Source organism: Modestobacter altitudinis, from assembly GCF_005930475.1.
GTDB classification, from domain to species: domain Bacteria; phylum Actinomycetota; class Actinomycetes; order Mycobacteriales; family Geodermatophilaceae; genus Modestobacter; species Modestobacter altitudinis.
The window spans coordinates 21604-43638 of the sequence record NZ_SJEW01000009.1 but is presented as its reverse complement, the minus strand read 5'-3'; the positions used below and the strand labels follow the sequence as shown (position 1 = coordinate 43638).

At 74.5% G+C, this 22035-nt stretch carries 19 protein-coding genes; 16 read left to right on the top strand and 3 right to left on the bottom strand.

The features are described from left to right. Window positions 1-82: 82 nt before the first annotated feature. The 6 genes from FHL79_RS05500 to smc all read left to right on the top strand — a co-directional run bounded on the left by FHL79_RS05500 (window position 83) and on the right by smc (window position 7044). Window positions 83-790, top strand: a complete 708-nt coding sequence (locus FHL79_RS05500; RefSeq protein ID WP_138757618.1) for a YceD family protein — start codon at window positions 83-85, stop codon at window positions 788-790. A 2-nt stretch (window positions 791-792) separates the two neighbouring features. Continuing rightward, on the top strand, window positions 793-972 hold the full coding sequence (gene rpmF / locus FHL79_RS05495) for a 50S ribosomal protein L32 (RefSeq protein WP_014742387.1): 180 nt from the start codon (window positions 793-795) through the stop codon (window positions 970-972). 109 nt (window positions 973-1081) lie between these two features. Next, the gene (gene rnc, locus FHL79_RS05490) at window positions 1082-1810 is read left to right on the top strand and encodes a ribonuclease III (protein ID WP_138757617.1); all 729 of its coding nucleotides are present in this window, start codon (window positions 1082-1084) and stop codon (window positions 1808-1810) included. Between the two features lies 1 nt (window position 1811). Then, window positions 1812-2696, top strand: a complete 885-nt coding sequence (gene mutM / locus FHL79_RS05485) for a bifunctional DNA-formamidopyrimidine glycosylase/DNA-(apurinic or apyrimidinic site) lyase (protein WP_138757616.1) — start codon at window positions 1812-1814, stop codon at window positions 2694-2696. 408 nt (window positions 2697-3104) lie between these two features. Beyond that, entirely contained in the window at window positions 3105-3296 is a 192-nt protein-coding gene (locus FHL79_RS05475) for a hypothetical protein (RefSeq protein WP_138757615.1), read from the top strand. 181 nt (window positions 3297-3477) lie between these two features. After that, window positions 3478-7044, top strand: coding sequence for a chromosome segregation protein SMC (gene smc / locus FHL79_RS05470; RefSeq protein ID WP_138757614.1), 3567 nt, complete (start codon window positions 3478-3480; stop codon window positions 7042-7044). 14 nt (window positions 7045-7058) lie between these two features. Here smc and FHL79_RS05465 read toward each other — a convergent pair whose 3' ends face one another. Both FHL79_RS05465 and FHL79_RS05460 read right to left on the bottom strand, forming a co-directional pair. Further along, the gene (locus FHL79_RS05465) at window positions 7059-7859 is read right to left on the bottom strand and encodes an endonuclease/exonuclease/phosphatase family protein (RefSeq protein WP_138757613.1); all 801 of its coding nucleotides are present in this window, start codon (window positions 7857-7859) and stop codon (window positions 7059-7061) included. An 11-nt stretch (window positions 7860-7870) separates the two neighbouring features. Then, a complete protein-coding gene (locus tag FHL79_RS05460) occupies window positions 7871-9526 on the bottom strand; it encodes an alkaline phosphatase D family protein (RefSeq protein ID WP_138757612.1) in 1656 nt (551 codons plus the stop codon). A gap of 73 nt (window positions 9527-9599) precedes the next feature. Here FHL79_RS05460 and ftsY point away from each other — a divergent pair, with 73 nt between their 5' ends. Beyond that, entirely contained in the window at window positions 9600-10808 is a 1209-nt protein-coding gene (ftsY, locus tag FHL79_RS05455) for a signal recognition particle-docking protein FtsY (RefSeq protein ID WP_138757611.1), read from the top strand. A 7-nt stretch (window positions 10809-10815) separates the two neighbouring features. On the opposite strand, the gene nicT is transcribed toward ftsY, so the two are convergent. Then, window positions 10816-11922 carry a Nickel transporter NicT gene (nicT, locus tag FHL79_RS05450; protein WP_138757610.1) on the bottom strand — a complete coding sequence of 369 codons (1107 nt, stop codon included), beginning with the start codon at window positions 11920-11922 and terminating at the stop codon, window positions 10816-10818. A 316-nt stretch (window positions 11923-12238) separates the two neighbouring features. On the opposite strand from nicT, the gene FHL79_RS05445 reads away from it, so the two are divergent. The 9 genes from FHL79_RS05445 to FHL79_RS05410 all read left to right on the top strand — a co-directional run bounded on the left by FHL79_RS05445 (window position 12239) and on the right by FHL79_RS05410 (window position 21918). Further along, window positions 12239-13594 carry an ammonium transporter gene (locus tag FHL79_RS05445; RefSeq protein WP_138757609.1) on the top strand — a complete coding sequence of 452 codons (1356 nt, stop codon included), beginning with the start codon at window positions 12239-12241 and terminating at the stop codon, window positions 13592-13594. After that, the gene (locus tag FHL79_RS05440; RefSeq protein WP_138734912.1) at window positions 13591-13929 is read left to right on the top strand and encodes a P-II family nitrogen regulator; all 339 of its coding nucleotides are present in this window, start codon (window positions 13591-13593) and stop codon (window positions 13927-13929) included. The genes FHL79_RS05445 and FHL79_RS05440 overlap by 4 nt, the downstream gene beginning before the upstream one ends. 155 nt (window positions 13930-14084) lie before the next feature. Then, window positions 14085-16454, top strand: a complete 2370-nt coding sequence (locus FHL79_RS05435) for a [protein-PII] uridylyltransferase (RefSeq protein WP_246080377.1) — start codon at window positions 14085-14087, stop codon at window positions 16452-16454. Window positions 16455-16582: 128 nt separating this feature from the next. Next, the gene (locus tag FHL79_RS05430) at window positions 16583-16774 is read left to right on the top strand and encodes a hypothetical protein (protein WP_138757608.1); all 192 of its coding nucleotides are present in this window, start codon (window positions 16583-16585) and stop codon (window positions 16772-16774) included. A 124-nt stretch (window positions 16775-16898) separates the two neighbouring features. Beyond that, window positions 16899-18482, top strand: coding sequence for a signal recognition particle protein (gene ffh / locus FHL79_RS05425; protein ID WP_138757607.1), 1584 nt, complete (start codon window positions 16899-16901; stop codon window positions 18480-18482). Further along, window positions 18479-19564, top strand: coding sequence for an amidohydrolase family protein (locus FHL79_RS05420; RefSeq protein ID WP_171058036.1), 1086 nt, complete (start codon window positions 18479-18481; stop codon window positions 19562-19564). The genes ffh and FHL79_RS05420 overlap by 4 nt, the downstream gene beginning before the upstream one ends. Before the next feature lie 48 nt (window positions 19565-19612). Then, a complete protein-coding gene (locus FHL79_RS24990) occupies window positions 19613-19753 on the top strand; it encodes a hypothetical protein (protein ID WP_171058033.1) in 141 nt (46 codons plus the stop codon). 61 nt (window positions 19754-19814) lie between these two features. Beyond that, entirely contained in the window at window positions 19815-21551 is a 1737-nt protein-coding gene (locus FHL79_RS05415; RefSeq protein WP_246080375.1) for a proline--tRNA ligase, read from the top strand. Next, window positions 21544-21918, top strand: coding sequence for a ribonuclease E inhibitor RraB (locus FHL79_RS05410; protein WP_171058035.1), 375 nt, complete (start codon window positions 21544-21546; stop codon window positions 21916-21918). The genes FHL79_RS05415 and FHL79_RS05410 overlap by 8 nt, the downstream gene beginning before the upstream one ends. Window positions 21919-22035 lie beyond the last annotated feature (117 nt).

Here is a 22035-nt window from a genome sequence, read left to right as displayed (position 1 = left end):
ATCGGGTAAGCTCGACCTCCGTCCGGCCGCTGCCTCCCGTGCGCTCCCGGCGAACCCACCATCGACGACGACGAGTACTGACATGTCTGCTTCCCCTGCACCGTTCCCCGGCGCCGCGTCCACCGACGCGCAGCGCCCCGCCGCCGACCCCGCGACCCGCTCGGTCGCCGAGAAGGCCGCGGAGAAGGCAGCTGCCAAGGCGTGGACCGTCGACCTCCGCGAGCTGGGCCGGCGCGCCGGCACCATGCGCGAGTGGGACAGGACGCTCCCCGCCCGGCCGGGCTGGGGTGTCGAGATGATCGGGGTCCCCGAGGGCGCACCGGTCGACCTGCACCTGCGGCTCGAGTCCGTGATGGAGGGCGTGCTGGTCAGCGGCACCGTCGACGTCCCGGTGACCGGGCAGTGCGCGCGGTGCCTGGACCCCGTCGAGGACACCCTGGAGCTCGACGTCCAGGAGCTGTACGCCTACGAGGGCAGCACCACCGAGGCCACCAGCGGCGAGGACGAGGTGCGCCGGATCGAGGGCGACACGCTCGACCTGGCCCCGCTCGTCCGGGACACCGTCGTCCTCACCCTGCCGCTGTCGCCGACCTGCACGCCGGACTGCGCCGGCCTGTGCGTCGACTGCGGTGAGCGGCTGGACGACCTGCCCGCTGACCACTCGCACGAGGTGATCGACCCCCGGTTCGCCGGGCTGGCCGCGCGCTTCGCCGACCTGAACGACAGCACTGCGAACGACGCCGACGGGGCCCAGCCGGGCTCCGGGAGCACCGACACCGAGGAGAACTGATCATGGCTGTCCCGAAGCGGCGCACCTCGCGCAGCAACACCCGCTCGCGCCGGTCGCAGTGGAAGGCCACGGCCCCGACCCTGGCCCCCTGCCCGAACAAGGCCTGCGGCGAGCTCAAGCCCCCGCACATCGCGTGCCCCACCTGCGGTCAGCACGACGGCCGTCAGGTCCTCGCGGTCTGACCCTGCGCACCCGCACCATGGCGCAGCCGACCTCCGCTCCGGCGTCCTCGGCGGCAGGCCCCCCGGCAGGGGGCCTGCGGCCGTGGACGCCGCCGGTCGTCCGCCCGTCGTGACCGAGCACACCGACGCCGCCGGCCGCTGGCTCGCCGACGCCCTGGGCGTCGAGCTGTCCCCGGCACTGCTGGAGCTGGCGCTGACCCACCGGTCCTACGCGTACGAGCACGGTGGCCTGCCGACCAACGAGCGCCTGGAGTTCCTCGGCGACTCGGTGCTCGGGCTCGTGGTGACCGACGAGCTCTACCGGAGCCACCCCGAGCTGCCCGAGGGGCAGCTGGCCAAGCTGCGCGCCTCGGTGGTCAACATGAACTCGCTGGCCCGCGTCTCCCGCTCGCTCGGCGAGGGCGGCATCGGCCCGCACCTGCTGCTGGGCCGCGGCGAGACGACCACCGGCGGCCGGGAGAAGGACTCGATCCTCGCCGATGCACTGGAGGCGCTCATCGGCGCCGTCCACCTGGGGCTGGGGCTGACCACCGCCTCGGCGATCGTCCACCGGCTGTTCGACCCGCTGCTGGCCGAGTCGGCCACCCGCGGCGCCGCACTGGACTGGAAGACCAGCCTGCAGGAGCTCGCTGCCGGCCAGGGCCTGGGCGCCCCGGTCTACGACGTCGAGGACACCGGTCCCGACCACGCCAAGACGTTCACCGCCGCCGTGCTGCTGGCCGGCCAGATCCGCGGCAAGGGCACCGGACGCACCAAGAAGGCCGCCGAGCAGGAGGCCGCCGAAGCCGCGTGGCACTCGCTCACGACGGCGACCGACGGCGGACCCGCGGGCGGCTGACGTGCCCGAGCTGCCCGAGGTCGAGGTCGTCCGGCGCGGCCTCGACCGCTGGGTCACCGGCCGGACCGTCGCCGCGGTCGAGGTGCACCACCCGCGGGCGGTCCGCCGGCACCTCGAGGGGACCGAGCACTTCGTGGCCGCGCTGACCGGTCGCACCCTGACCGCCGCCCACCGGCGCGGGAAGTACCTGTGGCTGCCCGTCGCCGAGGCCGACGGCACCCCCACCGGCCGTGCCCTGGTCGCCCATCTCGGGATGAGCGGGCAGCTGCTCGTGGAGAAGCCCGAGGAGGCCGACGAGGTCCACCTGCGCGCCCGTCTCCGGTTCACCGACGGCGGCCGCGAGCTGCGCTTCGTCGACCAGCGCACGTTCGGCGGGCTGGCGGTGGAGGACGGCGCGGGGACGGACCCCGCCGACGTGCCGCCGCGGCTGGCACACATCGCCATCGACCCGCTGGACGACGCCTTCGACGTCGACGCCTTCAGCGCCGCGCTCCGCCGTCGGCACACCGAGGTCAAGCGTGCGCTGCTGGACCAGACCCTGATCGGCGGGGTCGGCAACATCTACGCCGACGAGTCGCTGTGGCGCGCCCGGCTGCACGGCGCCCGGCCCACCGACAAGCTCACCCGCGCCCAGGTCGCCGACCTCCTGGAGGGCGTCCGCGACGTGCTGGGGGAGAGCCTCGAGCAGGGCGGCACCTCCTTCGACTCGCTCTACGTCGACGTCAACGGGCAGAGCGGGTACTTCTCCCGGCACCTGGCGGTCTACGGCCAGCTGGACCGGCCGTGCCCCCGGTGCGGGACCCCGATCCGCCGCGAGTCGTTCATGAACCGGTCCAGCTACAGCTGCCCGCAGTGCCAACCGCGGCCACGGGTCCGACGATCGTGACGGTGCTGCGCGTCCTCGCGCTGGTCGAGGGTCAGGTGCAGGGCGTCGGCCCGGCCCCGGTGCAGGGGCCCGCGCCGAGCCTGCGAGGCGTGGGGGGCAGCGGGGTCCTTCGTGGACGGGCCGAGGTGGTGCTCGAGGGCCCGGCGGACGACGTCCGTGCGGTCCTGGCCGAGCTCTCCGGACCGCGGGCGCCGGGCGCGGTCGCCGGTGTGCAGCACCGCGACGACGTGGTGCAGGGGTGGCCGGCTTCACCGTGGGGTGACCAAGACGACATCCGCCCGACACCCGGCAGAGGTAGCTGCGCCGTTGACCCAGGTCGAAGCGGCTGTCACCCTGAGGACACCAACCCGCGCAGACCGCCCCGGCGGTGCGAGGGACCCACTCCTGCACGTGAAAGGCCGCTGAGCCATGGCCAAGGCCCTGTTCGGTTCGATCGTCGCTCCGCACGAGCTTCGAGTAGCCGAGGAGAACGCCGCCCTGCGCGCGAAGGTGCGCCGCCTCGAGGAGGAGATCGCCGCCCTCCGTGAGGAGCGGGACGCCACGATCGCCCGCGAGCTGCTCACCATGGCCCACGAGTCGGCCGCGCCCGCTCTCGCCTGACGGCCCCGTCCGGAGGCTCATCCCGAGCCGGCGAGGGGTGAGAGGGAGGCGTCCTCCTGCTCACCCGCCCCAGGCGCCCCTCGCGTCCACCGACGCGAGGGGCGATCGGCATGCCGTCGGTCATCATGGGGCGACCCTGCGCCGAGCAGGACTGTCGTACCCCTCCGGGAGCCTCTCCGCCGTGCACCTGTCCAGCCTGACGCTCAAGGGCTTCAAGTCCTTCGCGTCGCCGACGACGCTCCGCCTGGAACCCGGCATCACCGCCGTCGTCGGCCCGAACGGCTCGGGCAAGTCCAACGTCGTCGACGCGATCGCCTGGGTGCTCGGCGAGCAGGGCGCCAAGAGCCTGCGCGGCGGGAAGATGGAGGACGTCATCTTCGCCGGCACGGCCGGTCGGCCGGCGCTGGGCCGCGCCGAGGTGACGCTGACGATCGACAACGCCGACGGCGCGCTGCCCATCGACTACACCGAGGTGTCGATCACCCGCCGGATGTACCGCTCCGGTGAGAGCGAGTACGAGATCAACGGTGACAAGGTCCGGCTGCTCGACGTCCAGGAACTGCTGAGCGACTCGGGCATCGGCCGGGAGATGCACGTCATCGTCGGGCAGGGGCAGCTCGACGCCGTCCTGTCCGGTCGCCCGGAGGACAGGCGCGCCTTCGTCGAGGAGGCCGCCGGCGTCCTCAAGCACCGCAAGCGCAAGGAGAAGGCGCTCCGCAAGCTCGACGCGATGCAGGCCAACCTCGACCGGCTGGGCGACCTGACCGCCGAGCTGCGCCGCCAGCTCAAGCCGCTGGGCAAGCAGGCCGAGGTGGCCCGCCGGGCGGCCGGGGTCCAGGCCGACCTGCGGGACGCCCGGCTGCGGCTGCTCGCCGACGACCTGGTCGGGCTGCGCGACGCCCTCGATGCCGACGTCGCCGACGAGACCGCCGCGCGCGCCCGCCGGGCGGTGGTCGAGGCCGCGCTGGGTGAGGCCTCCCGCACCGAGTCGGCCCTGGAACGGCAGCTGGCCGCCGATGCGCCCGCGCTGGCCACCGCCCAGGACAGCTGGTACCGGCTGTCCACCCTGGCCGAGCGCTTCCGCAGCGTCGGCCAGCTGGCCGCCGAGCGGCACCGGCACCTGTCCGCCGCGCCGCCGGCCGGTCCCACCGGCCGCGACCCGGACGCGCTGGACGCCGAGGCCGAGCGGGTCGAGGCGACCGAGCGCGAGCTCGCCGAGTCACTGGAGGCCGAGCGCGCCCGGCTGACGACCGCCGTGGCGCTGCGGGCCGAGGTGGAGACGGCCCTGTCCGAGGCGGAGCGTGCCCTGGTCGCCGCCGCCCGTGCGCTGGCCGACCGCCGCGAGCACCTGGCCCGGCTCTCCGGGAAGGTGGCCGCGGGCCGGTCGCGTGCCGCGGCGGGGGAGGCGGAGATCGACCGGCTCGCCGCCGCGGCCACCGAGGCCGCCGACCGGGCCGACGCGGCTGCGGAACGGCTGGAGGCCCGGCGCGCAGAGCTGACCGAGGACGCCGGCGGTGACGAGGACCTCGCCGCAGCGCACGCCGCCGCGATCGCGGCCTCCGCCGGGGCCGCCCGCACCGTCGCCGAGCTGACCGCCGCCGAACGCGCCGCCGAACGGGACCGCGCCGGCTGGCAGGCCCGCCGCGACGCGCTGGCCCTGGGGCTCGCCCCCGCCGACGGCGCGGCCGCCGTGCTCGCCGCCGGCCTGTCCGGGGTGCTCGGGCCGGTCCCCGACCGGCTCACCGTCGCGCCGGGCGCCGAGGTCCCGATCGCGGCCGCCCTGGGCGGGCTGGCCGACGCGGTGGTCGTCGCCGGGGTCGCCGAGGCCGCCGACGTGCTCACCCACCTGGCCGGGACCGACGGCGGGCGGGTGGGCCTGCTGGTCACCGGCGGCCTGCCCCCGGTCGCCCGGGACGGCTGGCCGGAGCTGCCCGAGGGCGCTCGCTGGGCCCTCGACCTGGTCACCGCACCCGCCGAGCTCGGCCCGGCGCTGGCCCGCGCGCTGGAGCGGGTCGCCGTCGTCGGCGACCTGGCCGCCGCCGTGGCGCTGGTGCGCACCCACCCGCGGGTCCGGGCGGTCACCGGCTCCGGTGACCTGCTCGGCGCCGACTGGGCGGTGGGCGGCCAGCTGAACGCCCCGTCGGGGCTCGAGGTGCGGGCCCGGGTCGACGAGGCCGCGGCGGAGCTGGACCGCGCCACCGCCACCGCCGCCCGGCTGGCCGACGAGCTGGCCGACGCCCGGGACGTCGCCGCGCAGCGCTCCGCCGACGTCGACACCGCGCTCACCGCCCGGCAGGCCGGTGACCGGGCGCGCTCGGCCGCCGCCGCCGAGCTGGCCGAGCTGGGAGCCGCCGCGCGCTCGGCGGTCGCCGAGGCGCAGCGGCTGGATGCCGCCCGGGTGCGCGCGGAGCAGGCCCGCGACGCCGCGGTCGCCGGGCTGGTCGAGATCGAGGAGCGGCTGGCCGCCGCCGAGGCCGCGCCGTTGGAGGAGGAGCCCTCGACCGACGAGCGCGACCGGCTCCGGGCCGAGGCCGCCGGTGCCCGGCAGGCGGAGACCGAGGCCCGGCTCGGGGTGCGCACCGCCGAGGAGCGCGCCCGGTCGCTCACCGGGCGGGCGGAGTCGTTGCGTCGCCAGGCCCGGCAGGAGCGCGCCGCGCGCGAGCGGGCCGCGGCGGCCCGGGTCGCCCGGGAGCGCGGGGCCCGCGTCGCCGCAGCCGTGCGCCGCGGCGCGGAGGAGGCCCAGACCGCGCTGAGCGCGTCGCTGGCCCGTGCCGTCACCGAGCGCGACGCCCTGGCCGTGGCCCGCACCGGCCGGGAGGCCGAGCTGCTGGTGGTCCGCGCCCGGGTCCGGGAGCACACCGGAGAGCTGGACCGGCTCACCGACGAGGTGCACCGCGACGAGGTCGCCCGCGCCGAGCAGCGGCTGCGGATCGAGGCACTGGAGGCGCGCGCGGCCGAGGAGTACGGCGTCGACCTGCCCACCCTGGTCGGCGAGTACGGCCCGGCGGCGCTGGTGCCGCCGACCCAGGCACAGGTCGCGGCAGCGGCCGAGGCGGGCGAGCCCGAACCAGAGCCGGTCCGCTACGACCGCGCGGTGACCGAACGCCGGGCCGCCCGCGCCGAGCGCGACCTCGCCGCGCTGGGCAAGGTCAACCCGCTGGCGCTGGAGGAGTTCGCCGCGCTGGAGGAGCGGCACACCTTCCTCGCCACCCAGCTGGAGGACCTCAAGAACACCCGCCGGGACCTGCTCACCGTCGTCCGCGAGGTCGACGCCCGCATCCACGAGGTGTTCGCCGAGGCCTTCGCCGACACCCAGCGCGAGTTCGCCGAGGTCTTCTCGATCCTCTTCCCCGGCGGCGAGGGACGCATCTACCTCACCGACCCCGACGACCTGCTGACGACCGGGGTGGAGGTCGAGGCGCGCCCGCCCGGTAAGAAGGTGAAGCGGCTGTCGCTGCTGTCCGGCGGTGAGCGGTCGCTGACCGCGGTCGCGCTGCTGGTGGCGATCTTCCGCGCCCGCCCCTCGCCGTTCTACGTGCTCGACGAGGTCGAGGCCGCGCTCGACGACGTCAACCTGGGCCGGCTGCTCACCCTCGTCGAGCAGCTCCGCAGCAGCTCGCAGCTGATCGTCATCACCCACCAGAAGCGGACGATGGAGATCGCCGACGCCCTCTACGGCGTGAGCATGCGCGGCGACGGCATCACCGGCGTCATCAGCCAGCGTCTCCGGGAGCTCCAGACGGCCTAGCGGTACGGCCCCCTCTAGGGGCCCGCCCCGAGCGTGCGAGGGGCGGGGGAGAGGGGGTCCTTCATCACCAGGTCGACCAGCAGCGGGTGATGGTCGGAGGTGGCCGCGCCGTCGAGCACCCGGGCGTCGACGACGGACACGTCCGGGGAGACCCACACCTGGTCGATCCGCACCCGCGGTCGCCGCGCCGGATGGGTCAGGCCGCGGCCCCCGCGCAGCGAGAACCGGCCGGCCTGGTCGCTGCGGTCGGTGGCCAGCTCCCACGCGTCGGCGAACCGCTGGCGCAGCGCGTCGAGCTCGGGGGCACCGGCGTCGGCGTTGAGGTCACCGACCACCACCGTCGGCGAGCCCCCGGGGTGCAGCCGGGCGAGGGTGGCGGCCTGCGCCGCCCGGTCGGCGGGCGACCGGCTGGACAGGTGGGTGGTGACCACCTCGAGCTCGCTCCCCTCGAGCTGCAGCCGGGCGTGCAGCGCGCTCCGCGGCTCACCGCCACCGGGCAGGGCGTGGACCTCGGAGCTGCGCACCGGCAGCCGCGACAGCAGGGCGTTGCCGTACTGCCGTCGCTCCGTCCGGCCGCCCTGGGGGGCCTTGTCGATCGACGGTGCCCAGGCGAGCTCCCGGTCCAGCGCCTCGGCCAGCAGCAGTGCCTGGTCGACGAACTCGCTCCGCTCACCGAAGTGCCGGTCGACCTCCTGCAGGCAGATGACGTCGGGATCGGCGTCGTCGAGCAGCCGGGCCACCCGGGCCAGGTCGTGCCGGCCGTCGTCCCCGACGCCGTGGTGGGTGTTGAAGGTGACCAGTCGGACGGCGCTCACCCGGAGATCGCCTACGACAGCCGGGTGTCCAGCACCTGGGTGAAGCGCGGTGTCCCGTCGTCCTCCCGGCTGGTCGCCCACAGCAGGAACCGGGCGTCCCGGCCCTCCAGCAGCAGCTCGCCCAGCTCGTTGCCGAAGTACGGGCCGGCCTGCTTGCGCCACCGCAGCGGACTGCGCTCCACCCGGGCCAGGGCGCGCAGGCCGCCGGTGATCGCCCGCGCCCAGCGGCTCCAGCCGACCTTGAACCCGATCTCGATGGCGTGCGGCGCGGAGTTGTGCAGCGGCGAGACGGTCAGCTGGTGCACCCGGGTGTCCAGGCCGCCGGGGTTCACCAGCTCCGCGGCGTAGGCGTGGTGGACGTCGCCGGAGAGGACGAGGGCGGTGGCCGGAGCGCGGCCCAGCTCGCCCCGGCCCAGCGACACCAGCGCCCGGCCCAGCCGCTCGAAGGACCCCCCGAACGCCGCCCAGTGCTCGAGGTCCGCGGCCTGCCGGAGCTGCTCGGCGAGCCGGCCCAGCGGCTTGCCGGCGTGCCGCACCGACAGCGTCTCGTTCCAGCGTTCCAGGTCGTGCACGGAGTGGGGGAGCAGCCAGGGCAGGGAGGTGCCGATCAGCAGGTGCTCGACGCCGTCGGTGACGGCGTTGCGCATGGCGGCCTCGACCCAGTCGAACTCCGCGTCGTCGAGGATCTTGCGGTCGTCCTCCTCGAGCACCCGCCCGGCCCGGCTGTCGAGCATGATCAGTCGCGCCGAGCCCCAGTGCCGGACGAAGCTCCAGCGCACCGACCGCGGCTCGGTGTCGGCCTGGTGGGCCATCGCGTCGAGCAGCGGGCCGGCGTCCCGGGACTCGCTGCCCTCGATCGCCTGCCACAGGTCGTTCTCGGCCAGCTCGTTGGGCGAGAGGTTGCCCAGGTGCTGGTAGACCCAGTAGCTCGTCAGCCCGCCGGTGATCCGCTTCTGCCACCAGTCGGTCCCGGTCACCTCGGCGCGCCAGGCGGCCGAGGTGTTCCAGTCGTCGATCATCTCGTGGTCGTCGAACACCATGGACGACGGGACGTTGGACATCAGCCAGCGGACCTGCGGATCGCTCCAGGACTCCGTGTAGAGGCGGGTGTACTCCTCGTAGTCCGCGGCCTGGGCGCCCGGCGGCTGGGACAGGTCCCGGCGCTGGGACACCCACGCCGTCGTCGCTGGGGTGAGCTCGTCGGCGTAGACCTGGTCACCGAGCAGCACCAGCGCGTCGGGCCACTGGTCCTCGGGGGTGCCGGCGATCTTCCGGGCGTAGCTGTCCAGCGCGTCCGGCGGGATGGCATCGCGGACGTCCGCACTGGTCGGCGTGGCGTACCGGCAGGAGCCGAACGCCAGCCGGAACACACCCGGCCGGCCGGCGGTGCGGATCCGGCTCGGCGGGAAGGCGGAGTGCGCCTGCGGCCAGACCTGCGCCCCGTCCAGGTGCACCTCGTAGGGCGTGGTGGAACCCGGCTCCAGGCCCTCGACGACCACCAGCGCGTAGTGGTGCCCGTTCACGCAGAAGGTGCGGGCCCGCCGGCCGAGCACCGTCACCTCGCAGGGACGGTCGGTCTCCACCCAGATGGTGGCGGACACCGGGTCGACGTGCCGGACCAGGGGGCCGAGCAGCAGGAGCGGGCGAGTGCCGGCGTTCTCGGGCATGGGGGACAGCCTGCCCCATGGTCCCGGTCTGCCGCCCAGCCCGCGATGCGGGGAGGCTGGGAGACTGGCGGGCATGGAGTTCGTGCTCATCGCCCTCGCGATCCTGGTCGTCGCCCTGGTCACCGGGATCAGCCTGCTCGTCGGCCGGGGGCGGCGGACCCTGCGGCTGGACGACGACGCGGCCGCCGGCACGACGCTGACCCGCCCGCCGATCGCTCCGGACCCGACGTCGGGGGCGACCGCGGCCGACCTCTACACCGGCCCACCGGCGCCGGCCGTGCCGGCGGAGGCCGAGCCGGCGGCGCCCGTCGAGCTGCCGCCGGCCGAGCCGGAGCCGGGGCTGGTCTTCGACATCCCGCTGCCCTCGGCCGGCCGGCTGGTCCGCCTCCGCTCGCGGCTGGCCCGCTCGCAGTCCTCCCTCGGCCGCGGCCTGCTCACCGTGCTCGCCCGGGAGCGGCTGACCGAGGACGACTGGGAGGAGGTCGAGGAGACGCTGCTCGCCGCCGACATCGGGGTGGGTGCGACGACCCAGATCGTGCAGCGGCTGCGGACCCAGAGCATGGTGCTCGCCACCGCGTCGGGCCTCCAGCTGCGCGACCTGGTGGTGCGCGAGCTGACCGCGGTCCTGGGCCCGGACCTCGACCGGACGCTGCGCACCGACCGGCACGACGGCCGGCCTGCCGTCGTCCTCGTGGTCGGGGTCAACGGCGCGGGCAAGACGACGACGGTCGGCAAGATCGCCCGGGTCCTGGTCGGCGACGGCAAGAGCGTCGTCCTCGGGGCCGCCGACACCTTCCGCGCGGCGGCCGCCGACCAGCTGGAGACGTGGGGCGAGCGGGTGGGCGTGCTCACCGTGCGCGGCCGTGAGGGTGGTGACCCGGCCTCGGTGGCGTTCGAGGCGGTCCGCACCGGCATCGAGGGCGAGGTCGACGCCGTCCTGGTCGACACCGCGGGCCGGCTGCACACCAAGTCCGGGCTGATGGACGAGCTCGGCAAGGTCAAGCGGGTCGTGGAGAAGCACGGGCCGGTGGACGAGGTGCTGCTCGTGCTGGACGCCACCACCGGCCAGAACGGCGTCGTGCAGGCGCGGGTGTTCACCGAGGCGGTCGACGTGACCGGCGTCGTCCTCACCAAGCTCGACGGCACCGCCAAGGGCGGCATCGTGGTCTCGGTCCAGCGCGAGCTGGGCATCCCGGTGAAGCTGATCGGGCTGGGAGAGGGGCCCGACGACCTGGCGCCGTTCGAGCCCGAGGCCTTCGCGGAGGCGATCGTCGGGGGGTGAGCGGGCCTCAGCTGTCGGCGGGGTTCGGCGTCCAGCGCTGCTCGATCCGGCCGAACCGCCACACGGCGACGGCGAGGGCCCAGGTGAGCGCGAAGACCCCCACGATGGCGAAGCCGACGAACTCCAGGTCCAGCGAGGCGATCCAGGCCAGCGGCCCGCCGTCGACGCCGAGCCGGTCGACCAGCAGCCCGATCAGCACCATCAGCCCGATGACCAGCGCCACGGTCACCGACAGCAGCGTCACCGTCAGGTTGTAGAAGACCTTCCGGACCGGCTTGAGGAACGCCCAGCCGTACGCGCGGGACATCAGCACGCCGTCCGCGGTGTCGAACAGGCTCATGCCGGCCGCGAAGAGCACCGGCAGCACGAGGATGGCGTACCAGGGCAGGACGAAGGCGGCGGAGCCGGCGGCCAGCACGAGCAGGGCGACCTGCGTGGCGGTGTCGAACCCCAGGCCCATCAGCAGACCGACGGGGTAGAGGTGCCAGGCCTTGCTGACCCGCCGGGTCACCCGGTTCAGCAGCCGGGCCAGGAAGCCGCGGTTGTGCAGGTGGTGCTCCAGCTCGGCCTCGTCGTACTCCCCGGACCGCATCCGGCGGAAGACCTGGGCGATGCCCACGGCGGCGGTCAGGTTCATCAGGCCGATGACCAGGAGGAAGCTGCCGGCGACCAGGGTGCCGATCAGGCCCAGGGTCTGGCCGACCTCGGAGTCGCCGTCCTGCACGACCCCGGCGACCGACCGCACGCCCGCGACGAGCAGCAGGCTGGCGACGAAGACGACCGACGAGTGGCCGAGGGAGAACCAGAACCCGGCGCTCACCGACGGCTTGCCCTCACCGACGAGCTTGCGGGTCGTGTTGTCGATCGAGGCGATGTGGTCGGCGTCGAAGGCGTGCCGCACACCGAGCATGTAAGCGGTCAGCCCGACCCCGACGCCGAGGACACCGGTGCTGCCCAGCTGGTAGTCCCGCGGGGCGACGGCGAAGACGAGAACCCCCCAGCCGAGCACGTGCAACAGCGCCACGAAGCCGGTCATCCCGCCGATGCTGCGCCGCTCCCGAGAGCTGAACCCTCCGGTGGACGGGACGGGGGAGGTCGTCGGGGCCGAGGTCACCGGCAGACCTTATTGCACGCTCTTTGCAACTGCACAGAGGTCGCAACAAGGGTCGGCACCGTACCGAGCCGTGACCGAGAGCACCCGGACGGGCACGGCGACGGGTCGCGCAACACGACCGGAACACATGACGGCGACACGCGATGCGGAGTTCACCGCGGGGAAACACGTCCGCGCCGCCGTCGGAAACACGAGGTCGGCACCGTCTGCACCACGTCCCCGAGATCTCGGGGACGTCGCCCTCCACCCGCTGCCCCGGCGCAGGTGGTCCGCTCACACCGTGGCCCCGCCACACCCGACACCTCAGGAGGTTGCCGTGGACACCGGCGACACCGCCTGGGTCCTGGCCAGCGCCGCACTGGTGCTGCTGATGACCCCGGGTCTCGCACTCTTCTACGGCGGCATGGTCCGCGCGAAGAGCGTCTTGAACATGATGATGATGAGCTTCGGAGCGCTGGCTCTCATCAGCGTGCTCTGGGTGCTCTACGGCTACTCGATGGCCTTCGGGGACGACGTCGGCGGCGGCCTGCTCGGCGACCCCTTCGAGTTCTTCGGCCTCAAGGGCCTGATGGGCACCGAGGGCATCGACAACGGCTTCGCTGCGACCAGCCTGGTCTTCACCATCCCCTCGATGGCCTTCGTCGCCTTCCAGGCCGTCTTCGCGATCATCACCGTGGCGCTGATCTCCGGTGCCATCGCCGACCGCGCCCGCTTCGGCCCGTGGATGGTGTTCTCCGGCGTCTGGGCCACGGTCGTGTACTTCCCGGTCGCGCACTGGGTCTTCGCCTTCGACGGCGCGGAGTCCGAGACCGGTGGCTGGATCGCCAACAACCTGCTGGCGGTCGACTTCGCCGGTGGCACCGCGGTGCACATCAACGCCGGTGCGGCCGGCCTGGCCCTCGCCCTGGTGCTCGGCAAGCGGCGCGGCTTCGGCCGTGACCCGATGCGGCCGCACAACCTGACGTTGGTCATGCTCGGTGCCGGGCTGCTGTGGTTCGGCTGGTTCGGCTTCAACGCCGGGTCCGCGCTGTCGGCCAACGGCCAGGCCGCCGAGGTCTTCGTGACCACCATGGTCGCCACTGGTGCCGCGGCGCTGGGCTGGCTGCTGACGGAGAAGATCCGCGACGGCCACGCCACCTCGCTGGGTGCCGCGTCCGGTGTCGTGGCCGGTCTGGTCGCCATCACGCCGTCCTGCTCGGCGGTCACCCCGGTCGGCGCGATCGTCGTCGGCGCCGTCGCCGGTGTGGTCTGCGCCCTGGCCGTCGGGCTGAAGTACAAGCTCGGTTACGACGACTCGCTCGACGTCGTCGGCGTCCACCTGGTCGGCGGTCTCTGGGGCACCCTGTCGGTGGGGCTGCTCGCCTCGGCGAGCGCCACCGCCGGCGTCGAGGGCCTGTTCTACGGGGGCGGTCTGGGACAGCTGGGCAAGCAGGCGGTCGGCGCGCTCGCCGTCCTGGCCTACTCCTTCGTGCTCACCTACGTCATCGGCCTCGTCATCCAGAAGACGATGGGCTTCCGGATCAGCGAGGAGGACGAGGTCGCCGGCATCGACAGCGTCGTGCACGCTGAGACGGCCTACGACTTCGCCTCGCTGGGCGGCAGTGGCGGAGCCACACTGGTCGGCCAGGCACACGCCGAGGCCCGCAACACCGAAGGAGCGACCCGGGCATGAAGCTCGTCACCGCGATCGTCAAGCCGTTCAAGCTCGACGACGTCAAGAACGCCCTCGAGCTGATCGGCATCGCCGGCCTCACGGTCAGCGAGGTCCAGGGCTTCGGCCGTCAGCGTGGGCACACCGAGGTCTACCGCGGTGCGGAGTACCAGGTGGACTTCGTCCCCAAGGTCCGCATCGAGGTGGTCGTCAGCGAGCTGGACGCCGCCCGCGTGGTGGACGCCGTCGTCGAGTCGGCGTCCACCGGCCAGATCGGCGACGGCAAGGTGTGGGTCACCACGATCGACGAGATCGTCCGGGTCCGCACCGGTGAGCGCGGGGCCGACGCGCTCTGAGCAAGGACCCCGTCCTCCCCGTCCCCCGCACGCTCGGGTGAGCCTCGGGACGGGGCCGGGAACGGCATGGAGCGTCGGCCGGGGCGGTGGGGAGACCCGCTGTCCCGGCCGACGCCGTTCTCCCGGACGGACGACCGCTGCGCCACGACCGAGAGGTGCCCGTGCTGGACCACTCCGCCCTGACCACCCTGCCCCGCGCCGAACGAGTCCGGGCGGTCGACGACTGGCTGGCCGGCCTGCTGGCCGACGCCCTCGCCGGGACCCCCCGCCCCGGCCGCCGGCGCAGTGGCCCGCCGTCCGGGCCGGCCGGCGCCGGGGTGGCGCTGGTGGCGGTCGGCAGCCTGGGGCGCCGGGAGCTGCCGCCGCACGGCGACCTCGACCTGGTGCTGGTGCACGACGGGCGGCCGGAGATCGCCGCGCTGGCCGACGCGCTCTGGTACCCGATCTGGGACGCCGGCCTGCGGCTGGACCACTCCGTGCGGACCGTCGCCGAGGCCGTGTCCGTGGCCGGGGACGACGTCAAGGCCGGGCTCGGCCTGCTCGACACCCGGCACGTCGCCGGGGACCCGGAGGTCACCGCGGCCCTGCGGACGGCGACCCTCGGCTCGTGGCGGCAGCACGCCGGGCGCCTGCTGCCCCAGCTGCGCGACCTCCGCCGCAGCCGGAGCCGGCAGCTCGGTGAGCTCGGCTTCCTCCTCGAACCCGACCTCAAGGAGTCCTACGGCGGGCTCCGCGAGGGCCAGGTGCTCCGCGCGGTCGCCGCCGCCCAGCTGGCCGACGAGCCGCCGGCCGACGCCGGTGAGGCCTACACCTTCCTCCTCGACGTGCGGGACGCCCTCCAGCGCAGCAGCGGCCGGGCCACCGACGCACTGGTGCGCCAGGAGCAGCGACCGGTCGCCGACCAGCTCGGGCTGGCCGACGACGACGTGCTGCTGCGCCGGGTCAGCCTGGCCGGCCGCCGGCTGGCCTTCGTCGCCGACGAGACGTGGCGCCGGGTCGACGCCACGCTGGTGCGCCGCCCGCGGTCCCGCTACCGCCGGGTGCGCCGGGAGCCGCTGGCCGAGGGGCTGGTGCGCCAGGGCGACGAGGTGGTGCTGGCCCGGGACGCCCGCCCCGCCGCCGATCCCGGTCTGGTGCTGCGCGGTGCCGCCGCCGCGGCCCGGGCCGACCTGCTGCTCTCCCCGTACACGCTCAAGGTGCTGGCCGTGCACGCCCCGCCGCTGCCCGAGCCGTGGCCGCCGGAGGTGCGCTGGTCCTTCCTCCGGCTGCTGGCCAGCGGGCGCAGCGCCGTCCCGGTGCTCGAGCAGCTGGACCAGGAGGGGCTGCTGTCCCGGATGCTGCCGGAGTGGGACCGGGTGCGGTCGCTGCCGCAGCGGCACCCATGGCACCGGTTCACCGTCGACCGGCACCTCGTCGAGGCGGCCGCGGCCGCGGCCGAGCTCACCCGGGACGTCGACCGCCCGGACCTGCTGCTGGTCGGGGCGCTGCTGCACGACATCGGCAAGGGCTGGCCGGGCGACCACACCGACGTGGGCGTCGTCGTGGTGGCCGAGATGGCCGCCCGGATGGGCTTCAGCGAGCCCGACGTCGAGACGCTGGTCGCGATGGTCCGCCACCACCTGCTGCTGCCCGACGTGGCCACCCGCCGGGACCTCGACGACCCGTTGACCGTGGACCGGGTGGTGGAGGCGATCGGCGGGGACACCGCCCTGCTGCAGCTGCTGCACGGCCTCGCGCAGGCCGACGGCGCGGCGACCAGCAGCTCGGCCTGGTCGCCCTGGAAGGCCCACCTGGTGGCCGCGCTGGTGGCCCGGGTCGCCGCCCGGCTGGGCAGCACCCCGCTGCCCGAGCCGGTGCTCGAGCCGACCGAGCCGCAGGTGACCACCAGGGCGCCGGCGATCGACGGGCAGACCGAGCCGGTCACCGTCGGGGTCGAGGACGTGCTCGACGGGCAGCAGGTCACCATCGGCGCCCCGGACCGGCCCGGGCTGTTCAGCCTCTGTGCCGGTGTGCTGGCGCTCAACCAGCTCGACGTGCGGGCCGCCCGGGTGAGCGTGCAGGACGGTCACGGCACGCTGGTCTTCGCCGTCCGACCGCGGTTCGGGCGCCCGCCGGTGCCGGAGATCCTGGCCGACGGCGTGCGCGCGGCGCTGGAGGGGACGCTCCCGCTGGGCGAACGGCTCCGCCAGCGCGAGCGCGACTACAGCCAGGACCGCACCCCCGGCCGCCCGCCGCGGATCTCCTGGTTCGACGCGGAGGCCACGGGCATCACCGGGCTGGTCGAGGTGCGGGCGACCGACCGCGCGGGCCTGCTGCACCGGCTCACCGCCGCCCTCGCCGATGCCGGGCTGGACGTCAGCTCGGCGACGGTCGAGACGCTGGGCGCCGACGCCGTGGACGCCTTCTACGTCTGCGATCCCTCGGGCACCCCGATCGACCCCGGCCAGCGCGACCGGGCCGAGCGGGCGCTCGTCGCGGCCGTCCGTGGGGAGGCCCCGGACCCGGCCGCCCTCGGCGAGCGCTGACGGTGTCCTCGCGCAAGCGCGACACGCCGATCCGGCTTCGCGAGTTCTGTCGTACCGCCGTGAGACGTTCCAGGAGCCGGACGGGACAGCGTCCCGACGAACCGGCGCCGAGACGAGAGGAGCGCCCCATGAGCGACCTGCAGACCCTGCCCTGCCCCACCTGTGGCGAGGACGCCGACTTCGAGCAGCCGGGCTGCATCGACGGCCACACCGAGGACGGCGGCGCCTGCCCCGAGTGGGCCTGCACCGGGTGCGGCACCGCGCTGGTCATCGGCGACGTCCTCGTCTCCCGACCGGAGACCTGGCACCGCGCCGCCTGAGCGGCCGACGCCACTACCCTGGACACAGGTGGCGTGACGGCCCCGGGGTGGCCCCGGGTGCCCGAGCCGGGCCACCGGCCATCGGCCGGTGCGGCTGCACGCCCGACTGCTGTGAGGACGTGCTGTGTTCGAGACCCTCTCCGACCGCCTGGACAAGGTCTTCACCGGCCTGCGCGGCAAGGGCCGGCTGTCCGCCGAGGACATCGACGCGACGGCGCGGGAGATCCGCATCGCGCTGCTCGAGGCCGACGTGGCCCTGCCGGTCGTCCGCGCCTTCATCGCGAAGGTCAAGGAGCGGGCGGTCGGCGCCGACGTCTCCCAGGCGCTGAACCCCGCGCAGCAGATCATCAAGATCGTCAACGACGAGCTGGTCGACATCCTGGGCGGGGAGACCCGCCGGATCCGCTACGCCAAGCAGTCGCCGACGGTGATCATGCTGGCCGGTCTGCAGGGCGCCGGGAAGACCACGCTCGCCGGGAAGCTCGGCCGCTGGCTGAAGGCGCAGGGGCACACCCCGCTGCTGGTGGCCTGCGACCTGCAGCGACCGAACGCGGTTCAGCAGCTGAGCGTCGTCGCCGGCCAGGCCGGGGTGGACGTCTTCGCCCCCGAGCCGGGCAACGGGGTCGGCGACCCGATCGCGGTCGCCCGCGAGTCCATCGACTTCGCCCGCCGCACCATGCACGACGTCGTCGTCGTCGACACCGCCGGCCGGCTGGGCATCGACGCGGAGCTGATGGCCCAGGCCGCCGGCATCCGCGACGCCGTCTCCCCGGACGAGACGCTCTTCGTCGTCGACGCGATGATCGGCCAGGACGCCGTCACCACGGCGACCGCCTTCCAGGAGGGCGTCGGCTTCAGCGGCGTCGTGCTCACCAAGCTCGACGGCGACGCCCGCGGTGGTGCCGCGCTGTCGGTGCGACACGTCACCGGTCAGCCGATCATGTTCGCCTCGACCGGTGAGAAGCTCGCCGACTTCGACGTCTTCCACCCCGAGCGGATGGCCTCCCGCATCCTCGGCATGGGCGACGTGCTCACCCTGATCGAGCAGGCCGAGCAGGCCTTCGACGCCGACCAGGCCGAGAAGATGGCCGGCAAGCTGGCCAGCCGCGAGGGCTTCACCCTCGAGGACTTCCTCGAGCAGATGCTCGCCATCCGCAAGATGGGGCCGATCGCCAACCTGCTCGGCATGCTGCCCGGCGCCGGGCAGATGAAGGAGCAGCTCAAGCAGGTCGACGACCGCGACCTGGACCGCACTGCGGCGATCATCCGGTCGATGACCCCGGCGGAGCGGGTCACCCCGAAGATCATCAACGCCTCGCGGCGGGTCCGGATCGCGAACGGCTCCGGGGTGAGCGTCACCGACGTCAACCAGCTGCTGGAGCGCTTCGCCCAGGCGCAGAAGATGATGGGCCAGATGGCCGGCAGCATGGGCATGCCCGGCATGGGACCGATGTCGAAGAAGGCGCGGGGCCGGCAACAGCAGGCGCAGGCCACCCGCGGCAAGGGCAAGAAGGGCAAGGGCGGCAAGAAGCCCGGCCCGGCCCGGCGGCCGATCGGCGCCCCGGGCGGCATGGGCGGCGCCGGGTTCCCCGGCCAGCTGCCCGGCGGCATGCCCGGCGGGGTGCCCGGGCTGCCCCCGGGTCAGGCGCTCCCGGACCTCAGCAAGCTGGACTTCAGCCAGTTCAAGGACGACCGGCCCGGCCGGTGACGGCACCCGCACTGCACCTGTCGGGTGTGCTGCTGCCCGAGGGCGAGCACCGCGACCTGTGGGTGACCGGCGGGCGGATCACCTTCGAGGCCGTGCCCGGCGCGGAGACCGTCAGCCGCGGGGGCTGGCTGCTGCCCGGCCTGGTCGACGCGCACTGCCACGTCGGCATCGCGACCGGTGGCACCGCGGTCGAGGACCTCGCCGCGGCGCGCGAGCAGGCACTGACCGAGCGGGCCGCTGGGGTGCTGGCGCTGCGCGACTGCGGCTCGCCCGTCGACACCCGGGAGCTGGACGAGCACCTCGACCTGCCGCGGGTCATCCGGGCCGGGCGGCACCTGGCCGCGCCCCGGCGGTACATCCCCGGGCTGGCGATCGAGCTCGACCCGGCCGATCTGGTCGCCGAGGCCGTCGTCCAGGCCCGGCGGGGTGACGGCTGGGTCAAGCTGGTGGGGGACTGGATCGACCGCGGCATCGGCGACCTGGCCCCGGAGTGGCCGGCCGAGGTGCTCACCGCGGCGATCGAGGCCGTGCACGCCGAGGGCGCCCGGGTCACCGCGCACACGTTCGGCACCGACGCGCTCCCCGGGCTGCTGGCCGCCGGGATCGACTGCATCGAGCACGGCACCGGGCTGACCGAGAACCTCATCGCGGAGATGGCGGCGCGGGGCACCGCCGTCGTCCCCACGCTGGTGAACGTGGAGAACTTCCCCGGCTTCGCGGCGGCGGGGGAGGCGAGGTTCCCCGGCTACGCGTCCACGATGCGGCGGCTGTACGCCGGCTCCGGTGCGGTCGTGCGGGCCGCGTACGAGGCGGGGGTCCCGGTGTTCGCCGGCACCGACGCGGGCGGCGGCATCGCCCACGGGGTGATCGCCGAGGAGGTGCGGGCGCTGCACGCGGCGGGGCTGCCGGCCGAGGCCGCGTTGGCGGCAGGGTCCTGGGCGGCGCGGGAGTGGCTCGGGCTGCCGGGCATCGTCGAGGGCGCGCCCGCCGACCTGGTGGTCTACGAGAGCGACCCGCGCGCGGACCTGGACACGTTGGCCCGGCCTCGACGGATGGTGCTCCGGGGGGTCGTCGTCGCCTGACGCTGGTTGACTACCGGCATGGTGTCGCCGATCCCGGAGCCGGACCCCTTGATCGACCCCACGGAGCCAGTGCCCGACGACCCGGGTGAGCTGCTCCCCGACGCGCCCGAGCCGCTGCCCCCGCCGCCGATCGAACCGACGCCCGGCGACCCCGGCGGCGACCCCGGCGGGGTGCCGGAACCCGCCTGAGCGCCAAACCCGTGGACGGCGGCCGCGCGTCGCCTGGGAGACTGGTCCCGTGCTCCTTCGGATGTCCTCCCTCTTCCTGCGCACCCTGCGCGACGACCCGGCCGACGCCGAGGTCCCCAGCCACCGCCTGCTCGCCCGGGGCGGCTACATCCGGCGTGCTGCGCCGGGGGGCTTCACCTGGCTGCCGCTGGGCTGGCGGGTGTTCCGCAACGTCGAGCGCATCGTCCGCGAGGAGATGGACGCGATGGGCGCGCAGGAGGTGCACTTCCCGGCACTGCTGCCCCGCGAGCCCTACGAGGCGACCGGCCGCTGGACCGAGTACGGCGACAACCTCTTCCGCCTCAAGGACCGCCGCGGCAACGACTTCCTGCTCGGCCCCACCCACGAGGAGATGTTCACGCTCCTGGTGAAGGACCTCTACGGCTCCTACAAGGACCTCCCGGTCTCGCTCTACCAGATCCAGACCAAGTACCGGGACGAGGCGCGGCCCCGGGCCGGGCTGTTCCGCGGTCGCGAGTTCACCATGAAGGACAGCTACTCCTTCGACGTGGACGACGCCGGGCTGGACGCCTCCTACGCCGCCCACCGGGCCGCCTACATCAAGGTCTTCGACCGGCTCGGCCTGGACTACGTGATCGTCTCGGCGATGTCCGGTGCGATGGGCGGCTCGAAGAGCGAGGAGTTCCTGCACCCGACGTCGATCGGCGAGGACACCTTCGTGCGCTCGCCCGGCGGGTACGCGGCCAACGTCGAGGCGGTGCGGACCGTCGTCCCCGAGTCGATCCCGCTCGACGGGCTGCCCGAGGCGCACGTCGAGGACACCCCCGACACCCCGACCATCGACACGCTGGTCGCGGTGGCCAACGACCTGTTCCCGGACGCCGGCTACACGGCCGCCCACACGCTCAAGAACGTCGTCGTCACGCTGGCGCACCCCGACGGCACCCGGGAGCCGCTGGTGATCGGGCTGCCCGGTGACCGGGAGGTCGACACCAAGCGCCTGGAGGCGCAGGTGAGCCCGGCGGAGGTGGAGCCGTTCACCGACTTCGCCGCGCACCCCGACCTGGTCAAGGGCTACATCGGCCCGCAGGTGCTGGGCACCGAGGGGAAGTCCGGGATCCGCTACCTCGTCGACCCGCGGGTCGTCCCCGGCAGCCGGTGGATCACCGGCGCCAACGAGGCGGGCCGGCACGTGTTCGACCTGACCGCCGGGCGGGACTTCAGCTGGGACGGCGTCATCGAGGCCGCCGAGGTGCTGCCCGGGGACCCCGCCCCCGACGGCTCCGGCCCGCTGGAGCTGGCCCGCGGCGTGGAGATGGGCCACATCTTCCAGCTGGGCCGCAAGTACGCCGAGGCGCTGGGCCTCAAGGTGCTCGACGAGAACGGCAAGCTCGTCACCGTCACCATGGGGTCCTACGGCATCGGGGTCTCCCGTGCGGTCGCCGCGATCGCCGAGTCCATGCACGACGAGCTCGGGCTGGTCTGGCCGCGCGAGGTCGCCCCGGCCGACGTCCACCTCGTCGCCACCGGCAAGGACGCCGCCGTCTTCTCCTTCGCCGAGTCCCTGGCCGGTGAGCTGGTCGCCGCCGGGCTCACCGTCCTCTACGACGACCGGCCGAAGGTGAGCCCCGGGGTGAAGTTCAAGGACGCCGAGCTGCTCGGCATGCCGACGATCGTCACCGTCGGCCGTGGTCTGGCCGAGGGCGTCATCGAGGTGCGCGACCGCGTCACGGGCGAGCGCACGGAGGTGCCGGTCGCCGAGGCCGCCGCTGACGTGTTCGCCGCCGTCCGTGGGTGAGCGGTCGCTCCCCGAGCAGCTGGAGCTGACCGCCGAGGTGGTCGAGCAGAACCTGGCGTACGGCGACCAGGTGCACGCCTCGCGCCCGATCGACCACACCGCCGGGTTCCGGTCGCGGCGGTCGGCCACGGCAGCCGGTCAGGAGCTCACCGCGGCCGGCTACCGGGTCGACGGTCTGTACCGCCGGTTCCTCACCGTGTGGCTGGAGTTCAGTGCCATGACCGCGGTCGACCACCAGACCGCTGCGGCCTTCACCCGGGAGATCGTGGGCATCGTGCAGCGCCAGGGCGGGAGCTGCGACGGCTGGGGCGGCTTCCTGGTGCCGCCTCAGGAGTCGGGTGACCCCGCGACCAGCTCGACCTCGTAGCCGCGTCCCGGCCCAGGAGGCGAGGTGGTCCATCCCGGGGGAGCGCCGGTCGTGCCGGTCGCCGACCAGGGCCGGGGACTGCTCGAGGACGAGGTACGTCGGCCCCCACCGCCACGA